Origin of the sequence: Streptomyces sp. BoleA5, assembly GCF_000373665.1 — a bacterium.
In the GTDB taxonomy this organism is placed as follows: Bacteria; Actinomycetota; Actinomycetes; order Streptomycetales; family Streptomycetaceae; genus Actinacidiphila.
Window position 1 is genome coordinate 40,722 of sequence record NZ_KB892123.1, and the last position, 20,189, is coordinate 60,910.

At 71.4% G+C, this 20,189-nt stretch carries 22 protein-coding genes and 1 pseudogene; 16 read left to right on the plus strand and 7 right to left on the minus strand.

Annotated features, from left to right (window positions below):
- The first annotated feature begins 13 nt into the window (after positions 1–13).
- The 4 genes from B085_RS0129685 to B085_RS0129700 all read left to right on the plus strand — a co-directional run bounded on the left by B085_RS0129685 (position 14) and on the right by B085_RS0129700 (position 3,368).
- Complete coding sequence (locus B085_RS0129685) at positions 14–655, plus strand: hemerythrin domain-containing protein (protein WP_234018688.1); 642 nt, start codon at positions 14–16, stop codon at positions 653–655.
- Between the two features lie 489 nt (positions 656–1,144).
- Positions 1,145–1,405 carry a hypothetical protein gene (locus B085_RS0129690; RefSeq protein ID WP_018562243.1) on the plus strand — a complete coding sequence of 87 codons (261 nt, stop codon included), beginning with the start codon at positions 1,145–1,147 and terminating at the stop codon, positions 1,403–1,405.
- Between the two features lie 41 nt (positions 1,406–1,446).
- Positions 1,447–2,367, plus strand: coding sequence for an ABC transporter ATP-binding protein (locus B085_RS0129695; protein WP_018562244.1), 921 nt, complete (start codon positions 1,447–1,449; stop codon positions 2,365–2,367).
- Entirely contained in the window at positions 2,364–3,368 is a 1,005-nt protein-coding gene (locus tag B085_RS0129700; protein ID WP_018562245.1) for an ABC transporter permease, read from the plus strand. Before B085_RS0129695 ends, B085_RS0129700 begins: the two co-directional genes overlap by 4 nt.
- Before the next feature lie 381 nt (positions 3,369–3,749).
- On the opposite strand, the gene B085_RS0129705 is transcribed toward B085_RS0129700, so the two are convergent.
- Positions 3,750–5,558 (minus strand): thiamine pyrophosphate-requiring protein, encoded by a 1,809-nt coding sequence (locus tag B085_RS0129705; RefSeq protein ID WP_018562246.1) that lies wholly within the window; start codon positions 5,556–5,558, stop codon positions 3,750–3,752.
- Between the two features lie 334 nt (positions 5,559–5,892).
- Here B085_RS0129705 and B085_RS0129710 point away from each other — a divergent pair, with 334 nt between their 5' ends.
- Both B085_RS0129710 and B085_RS0129715 read left to right on the plus strand, forming a co-directional pair.
- Positions 5,893–7,083, plus strand: coding sequence for a zinc-dependent alcohol dehydrogenase (locus tag B085_RS0129710; protein WP_018562247.1), 1,191 nt, complete (start codon positions 5,893–5,895; stop codon positions 7,081–7,083).
- 372 nt (positions 7,084–7,455) lie between these two features.
- The gene (locus B085_RS0129715) at positions 7,456–7,947 is read left to right on the plus strand and encodes a DUF6328 family protein (protein WP_018562248.1); all 492 of its coding nucleotides are present in this window, start codon (positions 7,456–7,458) and stop codon (positions 7,945–7,947) included.
- An 811-nt stretch (positions 7,948–8,758) separates the two neighbouring features.
- On the opposite strand, the gene B085_RS47545 is transcribed toward B085_RS0129715, so the two are convergent.
- Positions 8,759–8,983 (minus strand): CDGSH iron-sulfur domain-containing protein, encoded by a 225-nt coding sequence (locus tag B085_RS47545; RefSeq protein WP_078620136.1) that lies wholly within the window; start codon positions 8,981–8,983, stop codon positions 8,759–8,761.
- Positions 8,964–9,620 carry a HemK2/MTQ2 family protein methyltransferase gene (locus B085_RS0129725; RefSeq protein ID WP_018562250.1) on the minus strand — a complete coding sequence of 219 codons (657 nt, stop codon included), beginning with the start codon at positions 9,618–9,620 and terminating at the stop codon, positions 8,964–8,966. Before B085_RS0129725 ends, B085_RS47545 begins: the two co-directional genes overlap by 20 nt.
- A 189-nt stretch (positions 9,621–9,809) precedes the next feature.
- On the opposite strand from B085_RS0129725, the gene B085_RS0129730 reads away from it, so the two are divergent.
- The 8 genes and pseudogenes from B085_RS0129730 (at position 9,810) to B085_RS0129765 (ending at position 15,853) form a co-directional block, all read left to right on the plus strand.
- Positions 9,810–11,534: a SpoIIE family protein phosphatase gene (locus B085_RS0129730; protein WP_018562251.1), complete on the plus strand. Its 1,725-nt coding sequence runs from the start codon at positions 9,810–9,812 to the stop codon at positions 11,532–11,534.
- A 79-nt stretch (positions 11,535–11,613) separates the two neighbouring features.
- Positions 11,614–12,795, plus strand: coding sequence for a PP2C family protein-serine/threonine phosphatase (locus tag B085_RS0129735; RefSeq protein WP_018562252.1), 1,182 nt, complete (start codon positions 11,614–11,616; stop codon positions 12,793–12,795).
- 98 nt (positions 12,796–12,893) lie between these two features.
- Positions 12,894–13,730: a Rieske (2Fe-2S) protein gene (locus tag B085_RS0129740; RefSeq protein WP_018562253.1), complete on the plus strand. Its 837-nt coding sequence runs from the start codon at positions 12,894–12,896 to the stop codon at positions 13,728–13,730.
- Between the two features lie 19 nt (positions 13,731–13,749).
- Entirely contained in the window at positions 13,750–14,226 is a 477-nt protein-coding gene (locus B085_RS0129745; RefSeq protein WP_018562254.1) for a hypothetical protein, read from the plus strand.
- A gap of 97 nt (positions 14,227–14,323) precedes the next feature.
- The gene (locus tag B085_RS0129750) at positions 14,324–14,650 is read left to right on the plus strand and encodes a hypothetical protein (RefSeq protein WP_018562255.1); all 327 of its coding nucleotides are present in this window, start codon (positions 14,324–14,326) and stop codon (positions 14,648–14,650) included.
- Positions 14,651–14,680: 30 nt separating this feature from the next.
- Positions 14,681–14,836: a DUF6131 family protein gene (locus B085_RS50180; protein ID WP_018562256.1), complete on the plus strand. Its 156-nt coding sequence runs from the start codon at positions 14,681–14,683 to the stop codon at positions 14,834–14,836.
- A 281-nt stretch (positions 14,837–15,117) separates the two neighbouring features.
- Positions 15,118–15,525 (plus strand): annotated as a pseudogene (locus B085_RS44220) (uracil-DNA glycosylase family protein); the annotation flags it as partial.
- Positions 15,526–15,619: 94 nt separating this feature from the next.
- On the plus strand, positions 15,620–15,853 hold the full coding sequence (locus B085_RS0129765; protein ID WP_018562258.1) for a DUF6480 family protein: 234 nt from the start codon (positions 15,620–15,622) through the stop codon (positions 15,851–15,853).
- A gap of 200 nt (positions 15,854–16,053) precedes the next feature.
- Here B085_RS0129765 and B085_RS0129770 read toward each other — a convergent pair whose 3' ends face one another.
- The 3 genes from B085_RS0129770 to B085_RS0129775 form a co-directional block, all read right to left on the minus strand.
- Positions 16,054–16,695 (minus strand): carbonic anhydrase, encoded by a 642-nt coding sequence (locus B085_RS0129770; RefSeq protein ID WP_018562259.1) that lies wholly within the window; start codon positions 16,693–16,695, stop codon positions 16,054–16,056.
- Positions 16,696–16,921: 226 nt separating this feature from the next.
- On the minus strand, positions 16,922–17,287 hold the full coding sequence (locus B085_RS49650; RefSeq protein WP_158689854.1) for a hypothetical protein: 366 nt from the start codon (positions 17,285–17,287) through the stop codon (positions 16,922–16,924).
- Positions 17,288–18,291: 1,004 nt separating this feature from the next.
- Complete coding sequence (locus B085_RS0129775; protein WP_018562260.1) at positions 18,292–19,020, minus strand: SDR family oxidoreductase; 729 nt, start codon at positions 19,018–19,020, stop codon at positions 18,292–18,294.
- Between the two features lie 76 nt (positions 19,021–19,096).
- Here B085_RS0129775 and B085_RS0129780 point away from each other — a divergent pair, with 76 nt between their 5' ends.
- Positions 19,097–19,474, plus strand: coding sequence for a MerR family transcriptional regulator (locus B085_RS0129780; RefSeq protein ID WP_018562261.1), 378 nt, complete (start codon positions 19,097–19,099; stop codon positions 19,472–19,474).
- Between the two features lie 197 nt (positions 19,475–19,671).
- Here the strand turns inward: B085_RS0129780 and B085_RS49655 are convergent, their stop codons facing one another.
- Positions 19,672–19,812: a hypothetical protein gene (locus B085_RS49655; RefSeq protein ID WP_158689855.1), complete on the minus strand. Its 141-nt coding sequence runs from the start codon at positions 19,810–19,812 to the stop codon at positions 19,672–19,674.
- Between the two features lie 125 nt (positions 19,813–19,937).
- On the opposite strand from B085_RS49655, the gene B085_RS0129785 reads away from it, so the two are divergent.
- A partial coding sequence (locus B085_RS0129785; RefSeq protein WP_018562262.1) for an Hsp20/alpha crystallin family protein occupies positions 19,938–20,189 on the plus strand: 252 nt, incomplete at its 3' end.

A 20,189-nucleotide genomic window follows, 5' to 3' on the forward strand; every position in this document is an offset into this window, starting at 1 on the left:
TATGTTCCGTTTCATGAACCACTCTCCGTACGAGCCCATGTCCGTCGTCGAGACCCGGCTCGCCCACGAAGTCCACCGCGTGGCCACCGCGCTGCTGGCGGAGGCGGCCCTCCGCCCCTCCGCGCCCCTGGGCACGCTGGCCCAGCTGCGGGACTTCCTGGTGGTGAACCTGCGTCACCACCACGAGACCGAGGACGAGGACCTGTGGCCGCGGATCGTCGCGACGTCGCCGGCCGCCGCCGACGCGCTGGGGGAGCTCAGCGCGGAACACGAGCGACTGGACGAGGCCCTCGACGCGCTCGCCGCCGTGGTGCTGAGCGGTGACGCCGAGGCAGGCAGGCCCGCGCTCCACGAGGCGGCCGTCGCGGTACGCGACACCGTGCACAGCCACCTGGCGCACGAAGAGCCCGTCCTCTTCCCCGCCCTGCGCGAGCACGTCACGCCCGAGTACTGGGCGGACTTCTCCCAGCGGGTGATCGCCACCACGCCGCCCGTCGCCGGCCACCTGATGATCGGCTTCCTCGACGAGGTGGGCACCCCCGAGGAGGTCGCGCTCATGCTCGCGGCCCTGCCCGAGCCGGTGCTGCCGCTCCTGCCCGCCATGCGCGCGCAGGCCGCGGACGACCTCCGGACCCTGCGCGGCGCCGAGGCCTGACCCCTGGTGTCCCGGACTCCCGTCGGGGTGCGCGAGCCGCATCGCGCCCCGGCGGGAGGCGCCGGGTGCCCTCACGGAGTCGTCAGGTGAGTGCGAAGGCGATCGGGGACCGACTCGTCTGCCCGACCGACCGTACCCACAGCCGGTGCGCCGTGCCCTCCGGGTCCGCCGTCCGCGGTACGGGCACCGGCCGTGTGCCCGGCCCGGGCGTCCAGGAGGCAAGCGGCCCCGCTCCGAGGGCGGATTCGGCAAGCCGGAGCGGGGCCGCATCTCCAGGGTGCGCCCGAGGCGCGCCCGGCACACGCCGGGGCAGGTGACCGCCCCGGGAGCACCCCGAGGAGCGCAGGCCCGGTGCGGCGCGGGCCGGTGGGCGCCGCGAAACAATGGACGAAGGTATAGGCGGCGCCTCCCGCCGCGACTTTCGTCACCCGCGGAACACAGACTTTCCGCCGAAGACCGGCGACACGCCCGCGCCATAACTTCGGTGACATGAACCCCACCCCGCGTACGGAATCCGTTCCGCTCGTCCAGCGCCCCGCACAGCTCCTCGCCGGCCTCGCCGGCGTCGCACTCCTCCTGCTGGGCGGTGTGCCGCTCACCGAGCGCATCCTCGCCCACCTTGCGGTGTGGGGCGCCGGCCAGGCCGTCCCAGGACTGCCCCACCTGATCCTCCTCGTCGTGGGCGCCGCGCTGCTCACCCTCTTCCGGCGCCTCCGGCGCGGCACGGCTCCCGCCGCCCAGGACCGGTGAACGACGCACACGCACAGGAAGATCACACGGGCCATCACGTCATGACCGATTCCCCCAACGCCCCCGCCATCGAGACCGTCGGGCTGGGCCGGCGCTACCGCCGCGGCTGGGCGCTGCGCGACACCTCCTTCCGTCTTCCCGCCGGCCGCGTCTGCGCGCTCGTCGGCCCCAACGGCGCGGGCAAGACCACCCTGCTGTCCATGGCCGCCGACCTGATCACCCCGACCACCGGCACGATCACGCTGTCCGGGCACCGCCCCGGCAGCGTCCAGGCCCGCCAGAGCACAGCGTTCCTCAGCCAGCAGAAGGCCCTCTACCCCCGGTTCCGCGTCAGCGAGATCCTGCGCATGGGCCAGGAGCTCAACCCCACCTGGCACCAGGAGACCGCCGAGTCCGTCATCGACGCCGGCCAGGTCCCCATGAAGGCCCGGGTCGGCACCCTCTCCGGCGGACAGGCCACCCGCGTCGCCTTCGCCCTCGCCCTGGGCAAGCGCCCCCGACTGATGCTCCTGGACGAGCCGATGGCCGACCTCGACCCCCTGGTGCGCCACCAGATGAACGACATCCTCCAGGCCGAGGCCCGGCGGCACGGCTCGACCGTGGTGATGTCCTCGCACCTGGTCTCCGAGCTGGAGAGCGCCTGCGACTACCTCGTGCTCGTCAACAACGGCACGGTCCGGCTGGCCGGCGAGGTGGACCTCCTCCTCGCCGAGCACCGGCACATCACCCTGCCCGACCGGCAGGAGCCCGTCCCGGACGGCCACCAGGTCATCGCGAGCTCCGGCGGCGAGGGCGGCCACAGCTCGCTCGTCCGCACCTCCCACGCGTCCCCGCCCGACGCCGGCCACCGCGTCCCCACCCTGGAGGAACTGGTCCTCGGCTATCTGCGCGCGCCCGAGGCGCCCGCACTCCTCACGCCGAGCGCGCGGGTCGACGGCGGCATGGAGGTGGTGGCGGCATGAGCACCGCGACCACCCGCGGCCGCACCGCCGTTCGCCGCGGTCCGCGACTGCGCGGACTGACGTGGCTGATCTGGCGGCAGAACCGCACCGCCTTCTGGATCGGACTGGCGGTCGCGGCGGCGGTCGCCGGCTACGCCCTCGTACAGCACCAGCACGCGGCCGCAGCCGTCACCGCGCAGCACCTGGGCGCCTGCCGGGGCCACCAGCTCACCGAAGGCTGCTTCAGCCGCCTCAACAGGTTCGGGCAGCAGTACCAGTTCCCGATGCGGCGGCCGCTCCAGGCCATGCTGCTGCTCCCGTTCCTCTTCGGCCTCTTCCTGGGCGGGCCGCAGCTCGCGCAGGAGCTGGAGTCGGGGACGTACCGCACGGTGGCCACCCAGTCCGTGACCCGCATGCGCTGGTTCGCGGCGAAGCTGGGTGTGCCGCTCACCATGACGGTCGTCGTCAGCGGTGTCATCGCGGCCGCGATGACCTGGTGGTGGCATCCGGTGGCCGAGGTGATGGGGCCGATGTTCGCCTGGCACGAGTGGTACCCGTTCTACGGGGTGGGGCCCGTCGTCGTCGGCCTGAGCGTCCTGCTCTACCTCCTGGGGGCGACCCTGGGTCTCGTCCTGCGCCGCACCGTCCTGGCCATGGGCGCCACCCTCGTCGCCGGCGCCGGGCTGTTCGCCCTCCTCGAGGCGGTCCGTCCGCACCTGTGGCCCATCCGCACGGGGTACGCGCAGCACACCGATGAACCTCCGGTCCCCGACGGCGCCTGGCAGTTGGCGGACGGCCCGCTGTCCAAGGACGGGCACCGGGTGTCCGAGGCCTGGGACTGCTACGCCTCCGGGAACATCAAGCAGTGCCTCGCCTCCCACGGCGTCACCGGCCGCTGGGCGGAGTTCCACCCCGCCTCGGACCTCTGGCCGCTGCAGTGGACGGCGACGGGGCTGTGCCTGGCGCTGGGTGTGGTGCTCCTCGCGCTGTCCGTGTGGTGGACCCGCCGGAACCCGGCCTGATCACCGAGGCCGGGCCCAGAGGGGGACCGTCCTCCCTGGATCGGTGATGCCTTCATCGGCGCGGCGTCCACGCCGAACCTGGTGGTGAGCGGTGCGGGGCCCGACCGGGCTCCGCGCCGCGGAACGAGGAATCCGGAGGGCTGGACATGGGCGTGCACACGATCGCGGTGATCACCGGCGGCAACCGGGTACCGGGCCGTGCAACCGCCCTCGCGCCGGGCGCGGCGGGGACGGACGGCGTCCGCACGGTACGGCGGCCTCCCCCCGGCGCGGTCCGCGGGTGCCCCGCCCCGCCGTCACGCACCGGGGTCGACTCGATGGACCGGGACCCACACCGGCGGTTCGTCGGGTGCGCAGGGGCGTCTGCCATGGCGATCGGGCTCAGTGCTCGCCGTGCTCCCGGCGCCCACGACCGGGCAGCATCTCCTGCACCTTCGCCTTGAAGCCCTGCCGGACCATCGCGTCCCGGTCGGAGTCCCCCTTGAGGACGGACGCCGCCGCGGCCTCGATCTGGTCGAGTGTGGCGTGCGGCGGGACCGGCGGTACGGCGGGGTCGGTGCGGAAGTCGAGGACGAAGGGACGGTTCGCGGCCAGCGCCCGCCGCCAGGCGTCCTCGACCTCGCCCGGCTTCTCGACGCGCAGGCCGTCCAGGCCGATGGAGCGCGCGAAGTCGGCGTAGGCGACGTCCGGCAGGTCCTGCGAGGGCAGGAACTGCGGGGCGCCGGACATGGCGCGCATCTCCCACGTCACCTGGTTGAGGTCGCCGTTGTTGAGGACGGCGACGACCATCCGCGGATCGGACCAGTCCCGGTAGTACTTGGCGGCGGTGATGAGTTCGGCCATCCCGTTCATCTGCATCGCGCCGTCACCGACCAGGGCGATCGCCGGCCGGTCCGGATGGGCGAACTTCGCGCCGATCACATACGGCACACCGGGCCCCATGGTGGCGAGCGTGCCGGACAGGGAACCGCGCATGCCGCCGCGCATCCGCAGGTGCCGGGCGTACCAGTTGGCGGCGGAACCGGAGTCGGCGGCCAGGATGACGTCCTCGGGCAGCAGCGCGTCCAGGGCGTGCACGACGTGTTCCGGGTTGATCGGGTCCGCCTCGACGCCGGCGCGGCGCTCCATCACCTCCCACCAGCGGGCCGTGTCCTTCTCGATCTTCTTCCGCCAACTGCCGTGCTTCTTGCGCTCCAGTCGCGGCAGCAGCCGCGTCAGGGTCGACTTGGCGTCGCCGACCAGGTTCACCTCGAACGGGTAGCGCAGGCCCACCATGAACGGGTCGATGTCGATCTGCACCGCGCGGGCCTTGCCGAACTCCGGCAGGAACTGCGTGTACGGGAAGCTGGAACCGATGACCAGGAGGGTGTCGCAGTCCCGCATCAGCTCGTAGCTCGGCCGGGTGCCCAGCAGGCCGATGGCCCCGGTGACGTACGGAAGTTCGTCGGAGAGCGCGTCCTTGCCGAGCAGTGCCTTGGCCACACCGGCGCCGAGCGTGTCGGCCAGTTGCTCCACCTCCGGCCGTGCGCCGCGCGCCCCTTGACCGATGAGCACCGCCACCTTCTCGCCCGCGTTGAGCACCTCGGCCGCCCGGTCCAGATCGGCATCGCCGGGCACCGGGGCGAAGGAGGGCATGCCCAGGCTGGAGGGCACCATCTTGAACGCGTGCTGCGGCGGGGAGTAGTCGAGTTCCTGGACGTCGGCCGGGATGATCACGGTTGTGACGGTGCGCTTCGCGGCGGCCACCCGCATGGCCCGGTCGATGACGTTGGGCAGCTGCTCGGGAACCGTCACCATCTCCACGTACTCCGAGGCGACGTCCTTGAACAGGCTCAGCAGATCAACCTCCTGCTGGTAGGAGCCGCCCATGGCGCTGCGGTTGGTCTGCCCCACGATCGCCACCACCGGTACGTGGTCGAGCTTCGCGTCGTACAGACCGTTGAGCAGGTGGATGGCGCCGGGCCCCGAGGTGGCCGCGCAGACGCCGACCCTGCCGGAGAACTTGGCGTAGCCCACCGCCTGGAAGGCGGCCATCTCCTCGTGGCGGGCCTGGACGAACCGCGGCTTGTCGTCCGCCCGCCCCCAGGCGGCGAGCAGTCCGTTGATGCCGTCACCCGGGTAGGCGAAGACATGGTCGACGTCCCATTCCCGCAGTCGCTGCAGAACGTAGTCGGAGACCTTGAGGGACACGGGGGACTCACCTTCCTGTTCGGATTCCACGTTGCCGGTGGCGCACCCGGTCGCGCAGCGCGCGCTTCGGGCCGCTCGGATCCGGTCCGGCCGGATCGGCCCCGGACCCGCGGGCCTCGGTGCTGTCTGCGTCGCGAGCCATCTGCGTCATCCGCCCTCTGCTCGTCGGTGACACGCTCGGGTGCACCAGTCACGCGTTCCCGGACCGTCCGATCTCTAACGCCCCCCGGGCACGGACCGACCGGACGAGCGTGCGGACGGGCGGTTCACCGGCGTGGCCACGGGTACCCGATGGTCCTGTCGCGAAAGACAAACAGCGAGGAAGCGATCGACCATGCGGGCCACCGTGTGGCACGGCAAGCACGACGTACGGGTCGACACCGTGCCCGACCCCCGGATCGAAGAGCCCACTGACGCGCTGGTGCGTATCACGTCCACCGGACTGTGCGGTTCTGACCTGCACCTCTACGAGGTCCTCGCCCCGTTCATGACGCCCGGCGACATCCTCGGGCACGAACCCATGGGCATCGTCGAGGAAGTCGGTTCCGAAGTGGACAACCTCGCTCCCGGTGACCGGGTGGTGGTGCCGTTCCAGATCGCCTGCGGCACCTGCTACATGTGCCGCGAGGGGCTGCCGACGCAGTGCGAGACGACCCAGGTCACCGAGTACGGAAGCGGTGCGGAGCTGTTCGGGTACACCAAGTTGTACGGCAGCGTCCCCGGCGCTCAAGCCGAGTACCTGCGTGTCCCGCAGGCCCAGTTCGGGCCGATCAAGGTCCCGGACGGCCCGGCCGACGACCGTTTCGTCTACCTCTCCGACGTCCTGCCCACGGCCTGGCAGGCGGTGAAGTACGCCGACGTCCCGAAGGGCGGCAGCGTGGCCGTCCTGGGCCTGGGACCGATCGGCGACATGTGCTGCCGCGTGGCGCGTCACCTGGGCGCCGGCACGGTCATCGGCATCGACCACGTACCGGAGCGGCTGACCCGGGCGCGCCGCGACGGTGCCCAGGTCTTCAGCCTCGACGAGTACAAGGACCAGGACGAACTCGTGAAGGCCGTCCGGGACGCCACGGACGGCCGTGGTCCGGACGCCGTCATCGACGCCGTGGGCACCGAGGCGCACGGCAGCACCGTCGGCAAGCTGGTCCAGCAGTCCGCCGGCCTGCTCCCGCGTGCCTGGGCCGCCAAGCTGATGCAGACCGCGGGAGTCGACCGCCTCGGGGCCCTGCACCTGGCCATCGAGCTGGTCCGGCGAGGCGGCACGATCTCGGTCACCGGCGTCTACGGCGGCATGACCGACCCGATGCCGATGCTGACGCTGTTCGACAAGCAGATCCAGCTGCGCATGGGTCAGGCGAACGTCCGGCGCTGGAGCGACGAGATCCTCCCGCTGCTGACCGACGAGGACCCTCTCGGCGTGGACGGCTTCGCCACGCACCACGTCCCGCTGGAGCAGGCCCCGCAGGCCTACGACATGTTCCAGAAGAAGGCCGACGGCGCCATCAAGGTCCTCATGGTCCCGTGACGCCCGCGATCACCCAGGCGGCGCGCCGAGGGGCGTGGCCGCCAGGGGTTGGACGCCCGCGGCGACGGTTTGAGGGTGCGGTTGATCACGAGGGCTCTCACGGCCTCTACCTCCACCGGCACAAGGGATCCCGTGTACGCGCCGGACTCACTCTCCCGGTCAGTGCCTGCCGTGTACCGAGCTGCCCGAGCCGCCCCCGGCGCCGCGCACAACGTCCGCCACGGCAGTGAACATGTATTCCTCCACAGGCCGGTGTGCGGTGCCGACGCTTCGGCTCCCCGCGGCGCGCGGTGGAAGCAGTACGAGACGAAGCGGTGCGCTCTCGCGGGTACCACGGAGGGGAACCGGACCATCGAACGACGGGAGAACGACATGCCTGCTGAGGGCACCGGCCGCCAGAAAGGTCGTGACGAGACCCGGGACGAGCGCGCCGACCGCCAGTGGGCGGAACTCCTGCAGGAGGTCCGCGTCGCCCAGACGGGCGTGCAGATCCTCTTCGGTTTCCTGCTGACGGTGGCCTTCACACCGCGCTACCCGCAGCTCGGAGAGACCGACAAGATCATCTATATCCTCACGGTCGTCCTGGGCGCGTCCGCCACCGGTGCTTTGGTCGGGCCGGTCTCCTTCCACCGGATCGTCGCGGGACGGCGCATCAAACCGGAGACGGTCCGCTGGGCCGCACGCCTCACCGTCGCGGGGCTTGTGCTGCTGCTGGCCACCATGACGTCCGCACTGCTGCTCGTCCTTCGTGTGGCCACACACGACTCGCACGTGGCCTACCTGGTGGCGGTGATCCTCGCCTGGTGCCTGTTGTGCTGGTTCGTGTTGCCGCTGTGGGCCCGGTCCCGCTTCACCGAGGACTGAACGCTCCGGCCCTGTCACCCGGATGTCCCATCAAGGAGGCGGTCCCGGTGCCGATATCGCGGTAGTGCGCCAAGAGTCCTCGTGAACAGGCAGTCCGTGTCCCGCGACCACGGAACGTGTCATACGTGGAAGCCCAAGCCCTACCCGGTCCGGAAGCGTGGTGGCGGCGGGGGCTGGACGAGAGCGACGTGCTGTCCCTCGTCGTGCGGGAATTGTGCGCCCGCGGGCTGCTCGCACTGAAGCCTGCGAGTGCGGGAAACGTGGCCGACCATCGCGCCTGAGGCCCGGTTCGGACGGGCCGCACGGGGTACCCGGAAGGCGTCCGCGAGCGGAGCCGCACCAAGGGCGAGGGCATGTCGCCGTTCGTCCGGCCGGCACGGAGGGCACCGCACCCGGAGGCGGACCTCGCGAGCCCCGCCGGGGACGGGCTGCGCCCGCTGGAGGAGGCGAAGAAGGTCGGGCCGCGGGAGGCCGCGGGAGTTGTCGAAGCCTCTTCGGGCGTATGGCCGTCAGCGGTTGCACCGCGGGGTCGCTGGACAGCGCCCTCGATCCCGACGACGAGGACAACGGGGCGTTAGCGGGACGTCTTCGTGCCACCGACCCCGCCGTCGAAGGCGTGGAGACCTTCTCGCCCTCCGGCCGGTCACCGCAGGCCTCGGCCAACGCGACCGGTGCCTGCCGCAGATGCGGTGCGTCAGGAGATGACGCAGTCGCAGACAGGCGACGCCCTCGGGGTCAGCCATCTGCACGTGTCGCGGTTGCTCAACAGGCTCGTGGCGCGCCTGCGCAGCCGCCTCGACGCGGACGACGCCTAACCCTTGCGGGTTGCGGAAGCGGGGGTGCGCCGACGATGACTGGTGTCGCACCACGGGTACTTCCGGCTGCGCCGGCAGGCGCAGATGGCCACGACGAAACGGTCGGAACGCACCACGCGGCCGTCGTCCAGGACGACCTCCACGGGCCCCTCGATCAAAATCGGGCCGTCACGGGTGAGCGTCACACGCGTCGGAGACGGTTCATCGTCCACGTTCGGCACGGATCACCACCAGCTCTTCCTTCTCCTCGCCCGGGGATATGAGCCCCCGCGCCTCCAGCCACGCCGACCTGCCGCGCAGTACCGGCCCGAACGGGATGTACCGGCGATCGGTGACCCTCGCCCGCAGTCCCGCGCGCCGCAGTCGTCCCAGCGTGCGTTCCGCCCCGCAGAGGCCCGAATGGACGAGCAGCAGCACGCCTCCCGGTGTGAGCAGCGGCGGTGCGTCGGAGCAGATCCGGTCCAGCAGCACCCGGCCGTCAGGCCCCGCGTCCCATGCCACGGAACAGCCCCGGCTGGGCGGACGCGCCCGCGGCGACGGCACGTACGGCGGGTTGGCCATGATCAGGTCGAAGCGGCGATCCGTGACGGGTGCGGTGAGGTCGCCGCGCAGCACCCTGACGCGCAGACGGTTGAGGCGGGCGTTGAGGCGCGTCGTGAGCACGGCTCCCACGGAGGCGTCGACGGCCGTCACCCGGCCGGCGCCGCGTTCGGCGGCCGTCAGCGCCAGCGCGCCCGCGCCCGTCCCCAGGTCGAGGACATCGACATCGGCTGCGAGGGACTCCCGCTTCAGCGCGTCCTCCAGCAGAAGCGTGTCGTCCTGGGGGTGGTAGACGCCCGGCGGGCACAAAAGCCACATAGAGCCCTGCTACCCCACGATGCGCCGGCTAACGTGATTCTCCCGATCCGACCGATGGCCCGGCCTGGCAACCCATGGCTGACAAGGGCCCTGCGGAGAGCGTGGCCGAGGGTCCGCATTCCGTCCGGCATGGGATCCTGCTCCAGGGGTATTCCAAGAGACCGAGGTCGCCCCTGAGGACGGGAGAGCATGGACGCCGTCGTACCGGAAGCGGGATCCCCGGCCGGATCCCGGGCGCTGACCGTCACCCTGCCCGGCGGCCCGGTGGAGGGCGTGATGGCGCCTGCCTATGTGGTGGACGGCGAGGGACTGATCATCGCGGTCAACGCCGCAGCGGAAAGCCTTCTGGGGCGGTCCGGTCCGGATCTCCTCGGTCACGACGCCCACGATCTTCTGCACCGTGACAGCCACGGCCGCACTCTGGACCGGTCCCGCTGCGAGATGCGCGCCGCCCTCCTCGGACACCGCACTGGGCACAGCGAGCTGGGGTGGTTCACCCGAGGCGACGGCAGCCTGCTCGGGCTTTCCTGGTTCCTGACCCCCTACGACCTCGGCCCGGGAGGCCTCGGAGCCCTCGTGATGCTCTACCGGCGACACGAGGTCACGGAGCACCCGGAGAACGCGGACGAGTCTCCCAGGGACCTGACGGAACTGGACCGCCTCGCGCTGCTGGCAGAGACGACCACTCAGCTCACCTCGACCCTGGACGTGGTCGAGGCTTTGCACCGCCTGGCTGCGCTGACCGTCCCATTGCTCGCCGACTGGGCCGTCGTCGACCTGCTCACGGAGAACGACGAGGTGCGGCGCGCCTTGGTCGTGGAGTACGCGGACGGCCGCCTCGTAGAGCGATCGGACCTGCAGGGGCCGATGCCGCCGCTGCCGCAGGACTCCCCGATGCCGCTGTCCCGCGCGCTGCGCGGGGCGGCCTCCAACATCGCCACACCGTCGACGTACCACGGCCCACCGGACTCGGGCATCGCCGTGGAACAGCACCGGCTCTTCGAGGAGACCGGCATGCACTCCGCGGCCATCGCCCCGATCCGCGGTCTGCGGGACGTGCTCGGAGCGCTCACACTCGGGCGGGCCGCGCGCCCGGACACCTTCACCGCCTCCGACCTGCCGCTGCTGGAGGACGTGTCCCGCCGGGCGGGCCTCGCGCTCGACAACGCCCGCCTCTACCAGCGGCAGCGCAAGGTCTCCGAGACGATGCAACGCCACCTGCTGCCGCAGATGCCCACGATCCCCGGGCTGCAGATGACGGCCCGGTACGTGGCCGCCCCCCAGGCCTCACAGGTCGGCGGTGACTGGTACGACGCCTTCCCGCTCATGGACGGGGCCACCGCGCTCGCCATCGGCGACGTCGTGGGACACGACCTCGACGCCGCCGGCGGCATGGCCCAGATCCGCAACATGCTGCGCGCCTTCGCCTGGTCGCACCCCGAGGCGCCCAGCGACGTCGTCAGCCAGCTCGACCAGGCCGTCATGCACATCGCCGAGGTGCCGATGGCAACGGTGCTCCTCGCGCGGCTCACCAGCGGGGACGACGGTCTGTGGCGCCTGCGGTGGACCAACGCCGGACATCCGCCGCCGCTGCTGGTGGACCACGACGGACGCACGCGCTTCCTCACCGGTGGCCACGGCATCCTGCTCGGCACCGGCACCACCCAGCCCCGCGAGGACGCCGTCGTCACCCTTCCCCCGCGGTCCACCCTCGTGCTCTACACCGACGGACTGGTCGAATCCACCCGGCACTCCATCGACGACGGCCTGGACCGGCTCCGCAAACACGCGGCCTCCCTCGCCCGGCGCCCCCTGGACCCGTTCAGCGACGCGCTGCTGGACCGGGCACGGCCCACGGACAACGACGACGACGTCGCCTTCCTCGCCCTGCGCACGCCCGACCCCGCGGACTGACCGTTCGCTCCCTCCCGTCCACGGCCGGGTGACATCTCCGCGCTCCGGGGAAGGAGCGCAGGGAGCGAGGGAGGCCACCGTGTCGCATGACCAGTTCGGACTCGAAGACGTCCTCGCGGCGGCGGCGGCGGCCGCGCCGATGCGGTCCCTGGACGTCGTGGCGCGCAGTCTCAGGGAGCGGTTCGGAGCCGGATCGGTGTCGTTCCTGCTCCCCGACGTCATCGGCCAGAAGATGGTGCGGGTGAGCGAGGATGTCGCCTCACAGGACGGCACCAGCGCCGAGCAGATCCCCTTGCACGGCAGCATCTACCACGACGTCCTGCGCAGCCAGCGGGTGATGCGGGCACCCCTCGACGGGGCCGGGCAGCGGGTGGTCGCGCCCGTCACCAACCGGGGCGACACCATCGGCGTGCTGGAGCTGACCCTGCCCGACGGCTCCGACGAGGTGCTGGCCCAGGTCGCCGACGCCGCGCACGCGCTGGCCTACATCGTCGTCACCGACCGCCGGTTCACCGATCTCTACCACTGGGGCAAGCGCACGACACCGCTCACCCTGGCCGCCGAGATCCAGCGCGGGCTGCTGCCGTCCGCCGCATCATGCGAGGCGGACGAGTTCACCGTCGCCGCGGCACTGGTGCCCGCGGACTCCGTCGGCGGCGACACCTACGACTACACCGTCGACCGCGACACGCTGCACCTGTCCATCACCGACGCCATGGGCCACGACGTCGAGTCCGCCCTGCTGGCCACCGTCCTCGTGAACGCCTCGCGCCGTGCCCGCCGCGCCGGGCACGACCTCGCCGAACAGGCCCTGGAAATGCACACGGCGCTCCGCGAGCACGGCAGCCACGGCCACGCCACCGGGCAACTCCTCCGCATCGCCGTGGACGGGACCGGCTGCCGACTGGTCAACGCCGGACACCCCTGGCCACTGCGACTGCGTGACGGCACCGTCGAGGAACTCGACCTGCGGATCAACCTCCCCTTCGGCGTCCCCTCCGCGCCGCCCTTCCGCGTCCAGGACGTCGATCTGCGACCCGGCGACCGGCTGGTGCTCTACACCGACGGCATGCAGGAGCGCGAGGCCCGCAGCGTGGACCTGGCCGCCGTGCTGCGTGACTCCGCCGCCGAGCACCCCCGCGAAGTGGTCCAGGTGATGACCTCCGCCGTGTCCGTGGCCTGCCACGGTCATCTCCAGGACGACGCCACGGTCATGTGCCTCGACTGGCGTGCGCAGACGCCCCGGCCCGGAGAGCGATGAGCGCCGGGTTTGCCCTGGAGTGTGAGGGAAAGCCGCTCAACATGAGGCTTACAAGGCTTACGAAGCAAAGCTCCCCCAACGGTCCCATCCCCGCTGCGATGGACACCCTGGAAGGGCAGGCGTGGCTCGACGGACTCGCCGCCGGTGCCCGGAAGGTCGTGCGAGCGGTACCCCTGGGCCGGGGGCGAGACGTGTTGCGCGGCCTGTGGCTCGGCCACCCCGTGCACCCGGTGCTGGTGCAGGTGCCGATCGGCGCCTGGACCTGCGCCGGGATCCTCGACCTGCTCCCCGGCGAGAGCCGCGCCGCGCGCCGTCTGGTAGCGGTGGGCCTGGCCGCCGCCGGGCCCGCGGCCCTCGCCGGGTGGGTGGACTGGGCGGAGCAACGCCCCCGCCAGGCCCGCGTGGGCCTGGTCCACGCGACCGCCAACATCGCCGCCGTCAGCGCCTACGCGGCCTCGCTCGTGTACCGCGTCAAGGGACGCCCCGTGCTCGGCCGGGCCCTGGGCTTCGGCGGTATGTCACTTGCCACGATGGGCGGTGTGCTCGGCGGCCACCTCGCGTACCGGCAGGGTGCGGGCATGAACCACGCGGAGGCGGTGCCCGTGCTGGTGGAGCCGGGCTGGCACCGCATCGGGGTGCCGGAGGACTTCCCGGTCGGCGAACCGGTCCGGCGGATGGCAGACGAGGTGTCGGTGGTCGTGGTCCGGGAGTACGACGGGCGGTTCCACGCCCTGGCCGGTCGCTGCAACCACATGGACGGCCCCCTGCACGAGGGCAAGGTCCTCGAGGGCTGCCTCGAATGCCCGTGGCACGGCAGTCAGTTCCGCCTCTCGGACGGAGCCAACGTCCAGGGCCCGGCGACCGCGCCGCAGCCCCGCTTCGACTGCCGGATATCCCCGGACGGGCACGTGGAGGTCCGGCTGGACCGGGAGTGAGCGACGAGGAGGAGCCGCCATGAGTCACGAAGCCCTCGAGATCTACATGAACGACCATCTGGCCGGTTCCACCACCGGTCAACTGATCTCCCGCCACCTCGCCGAGCACCACCGCTCCTCTCCGCACGCCGGCGAGCTGCGACGCTTGGCCGACGAGATCGAAGAGGACCGGCAGAGCCTCCTCGACCTGATGGCCGAGCTCGACGTACCGGCACGCCGGCACAAGGTCTACGCGGGGTGGCTCGCCGAGAAGGCACGCCTGCTCAAGCTCAACGGACGGGTCACCCGCCGCTCCGGCCTGAGCACGGTCATCGAACTCGAGGCACTGCGCCTGGGCATCGAGGGCAAGAGCCTGCTGTGGCAGTCGCTTCTGACGCTCACGCCGAAGATGGAGCTCGACGAGGACCGGCTGCGGGCGCTGCTGGACCGCGCGCAGGAGCAGATCGACACGGTCGAGACCGTGCGACGCGACGCCGTCGGCGCCGGCCTGGGCTGACCGGCCCGACGAGGGTCATCGTGGTGCACCTGGTGATGATCCGCCGGTACGGGGTAGCCGTCCCTCAGGACCACGACGAGCAAATGGGGTGAAGGGAATGCCCGCAGGTTCGAGCCGCAAGCGCGAGCGGCAGTACGAGCACATCAAGGAGAGCGCGAAGGACCGGGGCGAGAGCGAGAAGCGGGCCGAGGAGATCGCCGCCCGCACGGTCAATAAGGCACGCGCCCGCGCGGGCGAGTCGAAGACCGCCAGTCGCAGCTCCACCCAGGACATGTCCTCGGGCAGGCGCGGTGGGCAGCGCTCCGGCAAGGGCTCGCAGGGGCCCACTTACGAGCAGCTCTACGCCGAGGCCAAACGCCGCCACGTCGACGGCCGCTCGCACATGAACAAGGCCGAACTCCAACGCGCCCTTGGCGGCAGCTGACCGCACGCGGGCCGACCAGCGGAGGACATCATGGTCATTCTCGGCATCATCCTTCTGATCATCGGCTTCCTCGCCGGGATCTCGATCCTCTGGACCATCGGACTGATCCTGGTCGTCATCGGCCTCGTGCTCTGGGTGTTGGGCGCCGTGGGGCACTCCGTCGGGGGACGACGGCACTACTGGTAGGTCGCGCGGCGACCCACTCGGTCAGGCGTCGCGGAGGCCGCGCGCGACCGCCACGGCGGCCGCGGCGGCCACTGCCGCAACCCCCACTGCCGTGTGGTGACGCGAGGCCCACGACTGAGCACTCCGCGAGTGCGCCTGCTCCCCGAAGCGGCCGTGCGCGCCGAAATCGTGTCCCTCGGGACCGTCGGCCGGTGACCACAGGTTAACCGGAGCCCCGGGATCGCGTTCCTCGGCGGTCTGCTGCGAACTGAAGCCGGTGCGAGCCAGGTACCTGTCCAGAGGACAAGGCGATGGAGGAGGCCGGCATCGATCCCGCCGACGCCTACGTCACCAACGCCGTCAAGCACTTCAAGTTCACCGTTTCCGAGCGGGGCAAGCGGCGGATCCACAAGCAGCCGACGCTGCGCGAGGTCGCCGCCTGCAAGCCGTGGCTGGACGCCGAACTGGAACGGATCACCCCGAGGATCGTCGTCGCGCTCGGGGCGACCGCGGCGAAGGCTCTGATGGGGCCCGGGTTCCGGGTCACCAGGCAGCGAGGGAGGCTTCTCAAGCCCGGTGTCTCCCAGGACGGCGCCCACGTCCTCGCCACCGTGCACCCCTCGGCCGTGCTGCGGGCAGGCGAGAACCGCGAGGAGATGTACGCCGGGCTGGTCGCGGACCTGCGCGTGGTCGCCGACGCCGTCGGCTGACCCGGGCGCCCGTACGCCGGAACTCCGTTTTCCGGGACCCCACGCGGGAAGTCACAGAGCAGATGCACTGACCACGTTCCCAGGGAGGTGCGCCATGAGTACGCCGCCGCACGCAGGCAACCGTTCCGCCCCCCACAGCGGCATCGAGCACAAGGTGCCGCCAACGGAGACGCCTCCGGCGGAGAGCAGCACCACCGAAGGGATCTCCGTCCCCGAGCGCCCGGAACTCCACAATGCGTGGGGGTTCGCACCACTGGTGCTCATACTGGGCGTCGTCGCGATCTTCCTCGCCGGGGTCATCGCCATGATCGTCGCCCTGTCGTCGTAGCCGGACCTCAGGGGCGCCTCCGGACCGAGGATGACGCATGCCAGTCCCGAGGGTCGTAGCAGCCTCTGGCGGCCCTCTTCCGGTTGAGCTGGTTTCCGCCCGTGGTGGTGTGGCGGAAACCAGCTCTTCTCCTTGGGGTGCCCGACGGCAGCCCCAGCCGGTCAGGAGCGGTCGGTCCACGGCAGCGCCGGCGGCCTCGGTCAGGGCACGGCGGGGACCGCCACGTCGAGGCCGCGGGCCGCGACCAGCTTCGCGCTGCCGTCGGCAAGGCGGTAGCAAAGGCCCACCACGGCGGCCTGCCCGGCCGAGACCTTCTCGGCGAGTACCCGGGAGCGGTCCAGGAGCAGGTCGACGGTGTGCCTGACGTGCTCGGCGAGGATCTCCTCCGGCTCGACCCGTCCCGTGGCTCGTGCCGCCAGCACGCTGGGTGTCACCCGCTCGACGACGTCCCTGATGTACCCGGCTGGTGACATGCCGTCCTCCAGCGCGGCGCACGCGGCGCCGACAGCCCCGCACGAGTCGTGCCCGAGCACCACGACCAGAGGACAGCCCAGAACGCCCACCCCGTACTCGATGCTGCCCACCACCTCCGCGCCCATGACGTGACCCGCGGTGCGGACCACGAACAGGTCGCCCAGGCCTCGGTCGAAGATGATCTCGGCTGCCAGCCGGGAGTCGGAGCACCCGAACATCACGGCGAAAGGCTGTTGGGCGGGGGCGGTCTCAGTGCGACGGGCGGCGTCCTGATTGGGGTGCTCGGGGGCGCCGGTGACGAAGCGCTGATTGCCTTCCAGTAGGAGAGCGAAGGCGTCGTGAGGCATCGCGGTCGGGATCGTGGTCATGGCGGCAGCCTACGAGCCGGTACCCGCCGTCGCATTGCAGCATCGCGGCATGGGGCTGCAGAATTCCGCCTCCGCCTCGACCTTCGGCCTGAGGACGCCGGTGACCGTGGCGTTGGCGGCGCGAGCCGGGCTCGTGGAGGTGTCCGTGTTTCGGGCACCGGTGTTCAGGAGGGTTTTCCGGTCGGGTCGAAGGAGATGCACGCGCCCGGCCCCGCGAGCTCGATCCTCACTCCTGGTGTCGTTGCCGCAGCGTGTTCGACCAGCCGGGTGAAGGCTTCGGATTTCCCTGGTGGACCAGGTCAGCGGTGCTGGTCACGGTTGTCCCCGGTTCGTCGGTGAGCCGGGCACCCGCCTGCGGGTCGCTGCGGGAGGCTGCGGCCACAGCCGCGAGCGCCCTGTGGAGCCGGTCGGCCACCGTCAGCGCCTTGCGCTGGCTGGCGCCGGCCTCGACGGAATGAGCGTGCACGGCCCTGGGGAACAGCCTCGACCATGCGCGGGTTCGCCGGCGGGATGAAGTCTCGTCGAGGGGGCTGATGCTGTCGGGGTCGAAACCGCCCGCCGCAGAAACCTCACCAGGCGGCAGTTCGGCCATGCGGCACGCGGTACGCGGTACGCGGCAGGAGCGTCGTCCGCGCGGACGGCCCGACCGCTGGTGCCGTAGGGCGGCATCACGACTATGCGGGCTCGGCCGCCCCAGGATGCTCCTCGGGCGTTCGAGGCGCAGTGTGGAAATGCGACCCCGTCCAAGCGGAACGAGATTCAGCCCACAGGGCGGGGTCGCCCACGGCCGCGGGCCCGCTGCGACGTGACCCGGCCGCTGCGGCGGCGCCGCTCCTCACCCGTGTGCACCGCCTGGCGAGTGCCGGTGTCCTACAGTGACCAGGCTGGTGCAGTGCATGAGGGATCGTTCATCCCCCCGACGCCCCTCATCCGAGAGCCGGGCCTCCGCCGTGCGAGCGGCGGGGGCCTGTCTCACCTTCGGCCACCTGCTCGGCGCGCGAGGCGCCGTACGGGCCTGCCTCCTGGAGCGCCGGTCCCGCACGACGCGCCTCCATGCGTCGGTGGGCCTACCGGCAGATGAAGGACGCTTCGACCGTCGGGGGCTGCGCGGTGGAAGCCTCGCCATGTTCCGGCTGCGGGCGCATGCTGGACACGTGGCCCTGTCCACCGCTTGCCAAAGCTGCCCCCAGGGCAGGGCCGCACATCAGCCCGCCCGGCTATGCGAGTGGTCCACGCGGCCGGCCGGACGGGCTCGCCGTCGCGGTCCTGCCGAGTCCTTCCCCTGGTTCGCGGCGGGGCCGCCCAGCGTCCGCCCGGCTGGTCGTGTGAGTACACCGCGAGGCCCGGGCCCCAACCGGGCGGGCTCGACCCGTGTCGCATCTGTGGCGCGGACGCCCGCTCGGGTTTGCTCGGGTCCGTCGGCGGCCGGTGGCCGCCCAAGATCATCATTGGGATGCCCTCCGTCACACCCCCCCCTACGGCGGTGTGACGGAGGGCATCCCCGGGCCTGGGCGGCAGAGCCGCCCGGGAGGCCAGGGTGGCACCGGCCGAGGCCGAGAGGCAGCCGACCGAAGTCCGTGCGGCCCGCGGGACTCCTCAGGCCGTCATCAGCGCCGCCAGGGCGCGGCCCATCGCGGCGTCGAACTCTTCCGGCGTCAGCGTCAGACGGGACTTGACGTCCCGGCTCCACTGGTCGGCGAGGACCTCGGCGGAATTCGCCTGGACACCGTCGAGCGCCGCGTCGGCCAGGTCCGACGGAGCGATCTTGTCCACGGGCCAGCCCGCGGCCATGTCGGTGTCGGCCAGACCGAGGTGCACCGCCGTGACGAGCGTGCCCTGCTCGGCGAGTTCCAGTCGGACGCCGTTGGTCATGGCCCAGGCGGCGGCCTTGGTCAGGTGGTAGGCATTGGCACCCTTACTCCCGAACCACGACATGGCGGAGAGGACGTTGACGATCGCACCCCCGCCGTTCTTGGCGAGCGTCGGGGCGAACTCCCGGATCATTCCCAGGTGGCCGAACATGTTGGTCTCCAGTTCGTGCCGCACCGCGTCCGGCGAACCGGTCACCAGGTCGGTCCCCGTCGAGATGCCCGCGTTGTTGATGAGCAGCGAGACGTCCGAGGCGGCCTCGGCGGCGGCCCTCACGGATGCGGGATCGGTGATGTCGAGGGGCAGCACCTCGACCCCGGGCAGGTTCACGGTCTCCGGTCGGCGGGCCGTCGCGTAGACCTTGCGGGCGCCCCGTTCGAGCAGGCGCTGGGCGAAAGCGCGGCCCAGGCCGCGGTTGGCTCCGGTGACAAGGGCGACGGAGTTGTTGATGTCCATGCCAGGTACGCTAAAACCTGACGTTGACGTCAGAGGCAAGTGCTGGTCGTCAGAGCCAGGGGTGAGAGGAATCACCATGACTGCCACAGGGGCCGCGGCCGAGCGGCTGATCCGCATCGGAGAGGTGGCGCGGGGTGCCGGCGTCTCGGTCCGCGCCGTGCGCTACTACGAGCAGCAGGGGCTGCTCATCGCGGAGCGCAGCCCGTCCGGCCAGCGCCTGTACCGGCAGGACGCCATCGTTCTGGTCCGCTTCTTCCAGCAGATGTTCGCCGCCGGACTGACCAGCCGAAGGATCACGGAACTCCTTCCGTGCTGGGTCTCCGGGCACACCGATGCCGAACAACGAGCCATGCTGCGCGCCGAGCGCGAGCGCATCCGGGGCAAGATCGACGACCTGCAGGCCGCCCTGGACCGCCTCGACGAGGTCATCGCTGTCACGGACACACACCCGTAGGCGCGGTCGGGCAGACGTCTGGGGGAACCGTCGTCGGGCGGCCGACGCGGTTTCGGTGTCGGGCAGGGCGCAGCCCAGCGCGGTGGTCCGGTTCTGCAGGTCTTTCAGGTCGAAGCGGGCCGTGTGGCGGCGGGCAGTCGCCGGCCACGAGCCGCCAAGGGCTGCCCATCGCGCCCGTGGGAGCAGCTCTTCACCGGTCAGCAGCCGTCAACCTCGCCACGCCCGTGCCCGCGCGGGCCGGCGAGCGTCTTGATGATCGATGGCACCGAGAGCGGTCGTAGCAGCCGGAAGCGGTACGGGTCTGTTGTCCTCGGCGCACGGGGCTCGTCGGCATCCATGACGACCGCTCCTTCCGTCATCCGTTTGACGACTCAAGATTTGTCATCACTTGGACGACATGCTACAAGGGAATCAGGTGAAGCGCATTGGCAGTCACTGCCCGAACCCTTGGAGGTGTTTCACGATGTTGATGCGCACCGACCCGTTCCGTGAGCTGGACCGTCTGACCCAGCAGATGCTGGGCACGTCCGGCACCTGGTCGAGGCCCCAGGCGATGCCCATGGACGCCTACCGCGAGGGCGACCATTACGTGATCGCCCTCGACCTCCCCGGTGTGATCCCGGACGCGATCGACATCGACGTCGAGCGCAACATGCTGACGGTCAAGGCCGAGCGCCGCCCGGTGGCCAAGGCCGACGACGTGCAGATGGAGCTG

Coding starts and splice junctions, on each gene's coding strand:
- B085_RS0129690 (WP_018562243.1), top strand. CDS start 1,145: ATGAACCCCACCCCGCGTACGGAATCCGTTCCGCTCGTCCAGCGCCCC.
- B085_RS49655 (WP_158689855.1), bottom strand. CDS start 19,812: ATGGATGCCGACGAGCCCCGTGCGCCGAGGACAACAGACCCGTACCGC.
- B085_RS50180 (WP_018562256.1), top strand. CDS start 14,681: ATGGTCATTCTCGGCATCATCCTTCTGATCATCGGCTTCCTCGCCGGG.
- B085_RS0129725 (WP_018562250.1), bottom strand. CDS start 9,620: ATGTGGCTTTTGTGCCCGCCGGGCGTCTACCACCCCCAGGACGACACG.
- B085_RS0129765 (WP_018562258.1), top strand. CDS start 15,620: ATGAGTACGCCGCCGCACGCAGGCAACCGTTCCGCCCCCCACAGCGGC.
- B085_RS0129730 (WP_018562251.1), top strand. CDS start 9,810: ATGGACGCCGTCGTACCGGAAGCGGGATCCCCGGCCGGATCCCGGGCG.
- B085_RS0129740 (WP_018562253.1), top strand. CDS start 12,894: ATGGACACCCTGGAAGGGCAGGCGTGGCTCGACGGACTCGCCGCCGGT.
- B085_RS0129770 (WP_018562259.1), bottom strand. CDS start 16,695: ATGACCACGATCCCGACCGCGATGCCTCACGACGCCTTCGCTCTCCTA.
- B085_RS0129745 (WP_018562254.1), top strand. CDS start 13,750: ATGAGTCACGAAGCCCTCGAGATCTACATGAACGACCATCTGGCCGGT.
- B085_RS0129775 (WP_018562260.1), bottom strand. CDS start 19,020: ATGGACATCAACAACTCCGTCGCCCTTGTCACCGGAGCCAACCGCGGC.
- B085_RS0129780 (WP_018562261.1), top strand. CDS start 19,097: ATGACTGCCACAGGGGCCGCGGCCGAGCGGCTGATCCGCATCGGAGAG.
- B085_RS0129710 (WP_018562247.1), top strand. CDS start 5,893: ATGCGGGCCACCGTGTGGCACGGCAAGCACGACGTACGGGTCGACACC.
- B085_RS0129685 (WP_234018688.1), top strand. CDS start 14: ATGAACCACTCTCCGTACGAGCCCATGTCCGTCGTCGAGACCCGGCTC.
- B085_RS0129700 (WP_018562245.1), top strand. CDS start 2,364: ATGAGCACCGCGACCACCCGCGGCCGCACCGCCGTTCGCCGCGGTCCG.
- B085_RS49650 (WP_158689854.1), bottom strand. CDS start 17,287: ATGGCCGAACTGCCGCCTGGTGAGGTTTCTGCGGCGGGCGGTTTCGAC.
- B085_RS0129695 (WP_018562244.1), top strand. CDS start 1,447: ATGACCGATTCCCCCAACGCCCCCGCCATCGAGACCGTCGGGCTGGGC.
- B085_RS0129750 (WP_018562255.1), top strand. CDS start 14,324: ATGCCCGCAGGTTCGAGCCGCAAGCGCGAGCGGCAGTACGAGCACATC.
- B085_RS0129715 (WP_018562248.1), top strand. CDS start 7,456: ATGCCTGCTGAGGGCACCGGCCGCCAGAAAGGTCGTGACGAGACCCGG.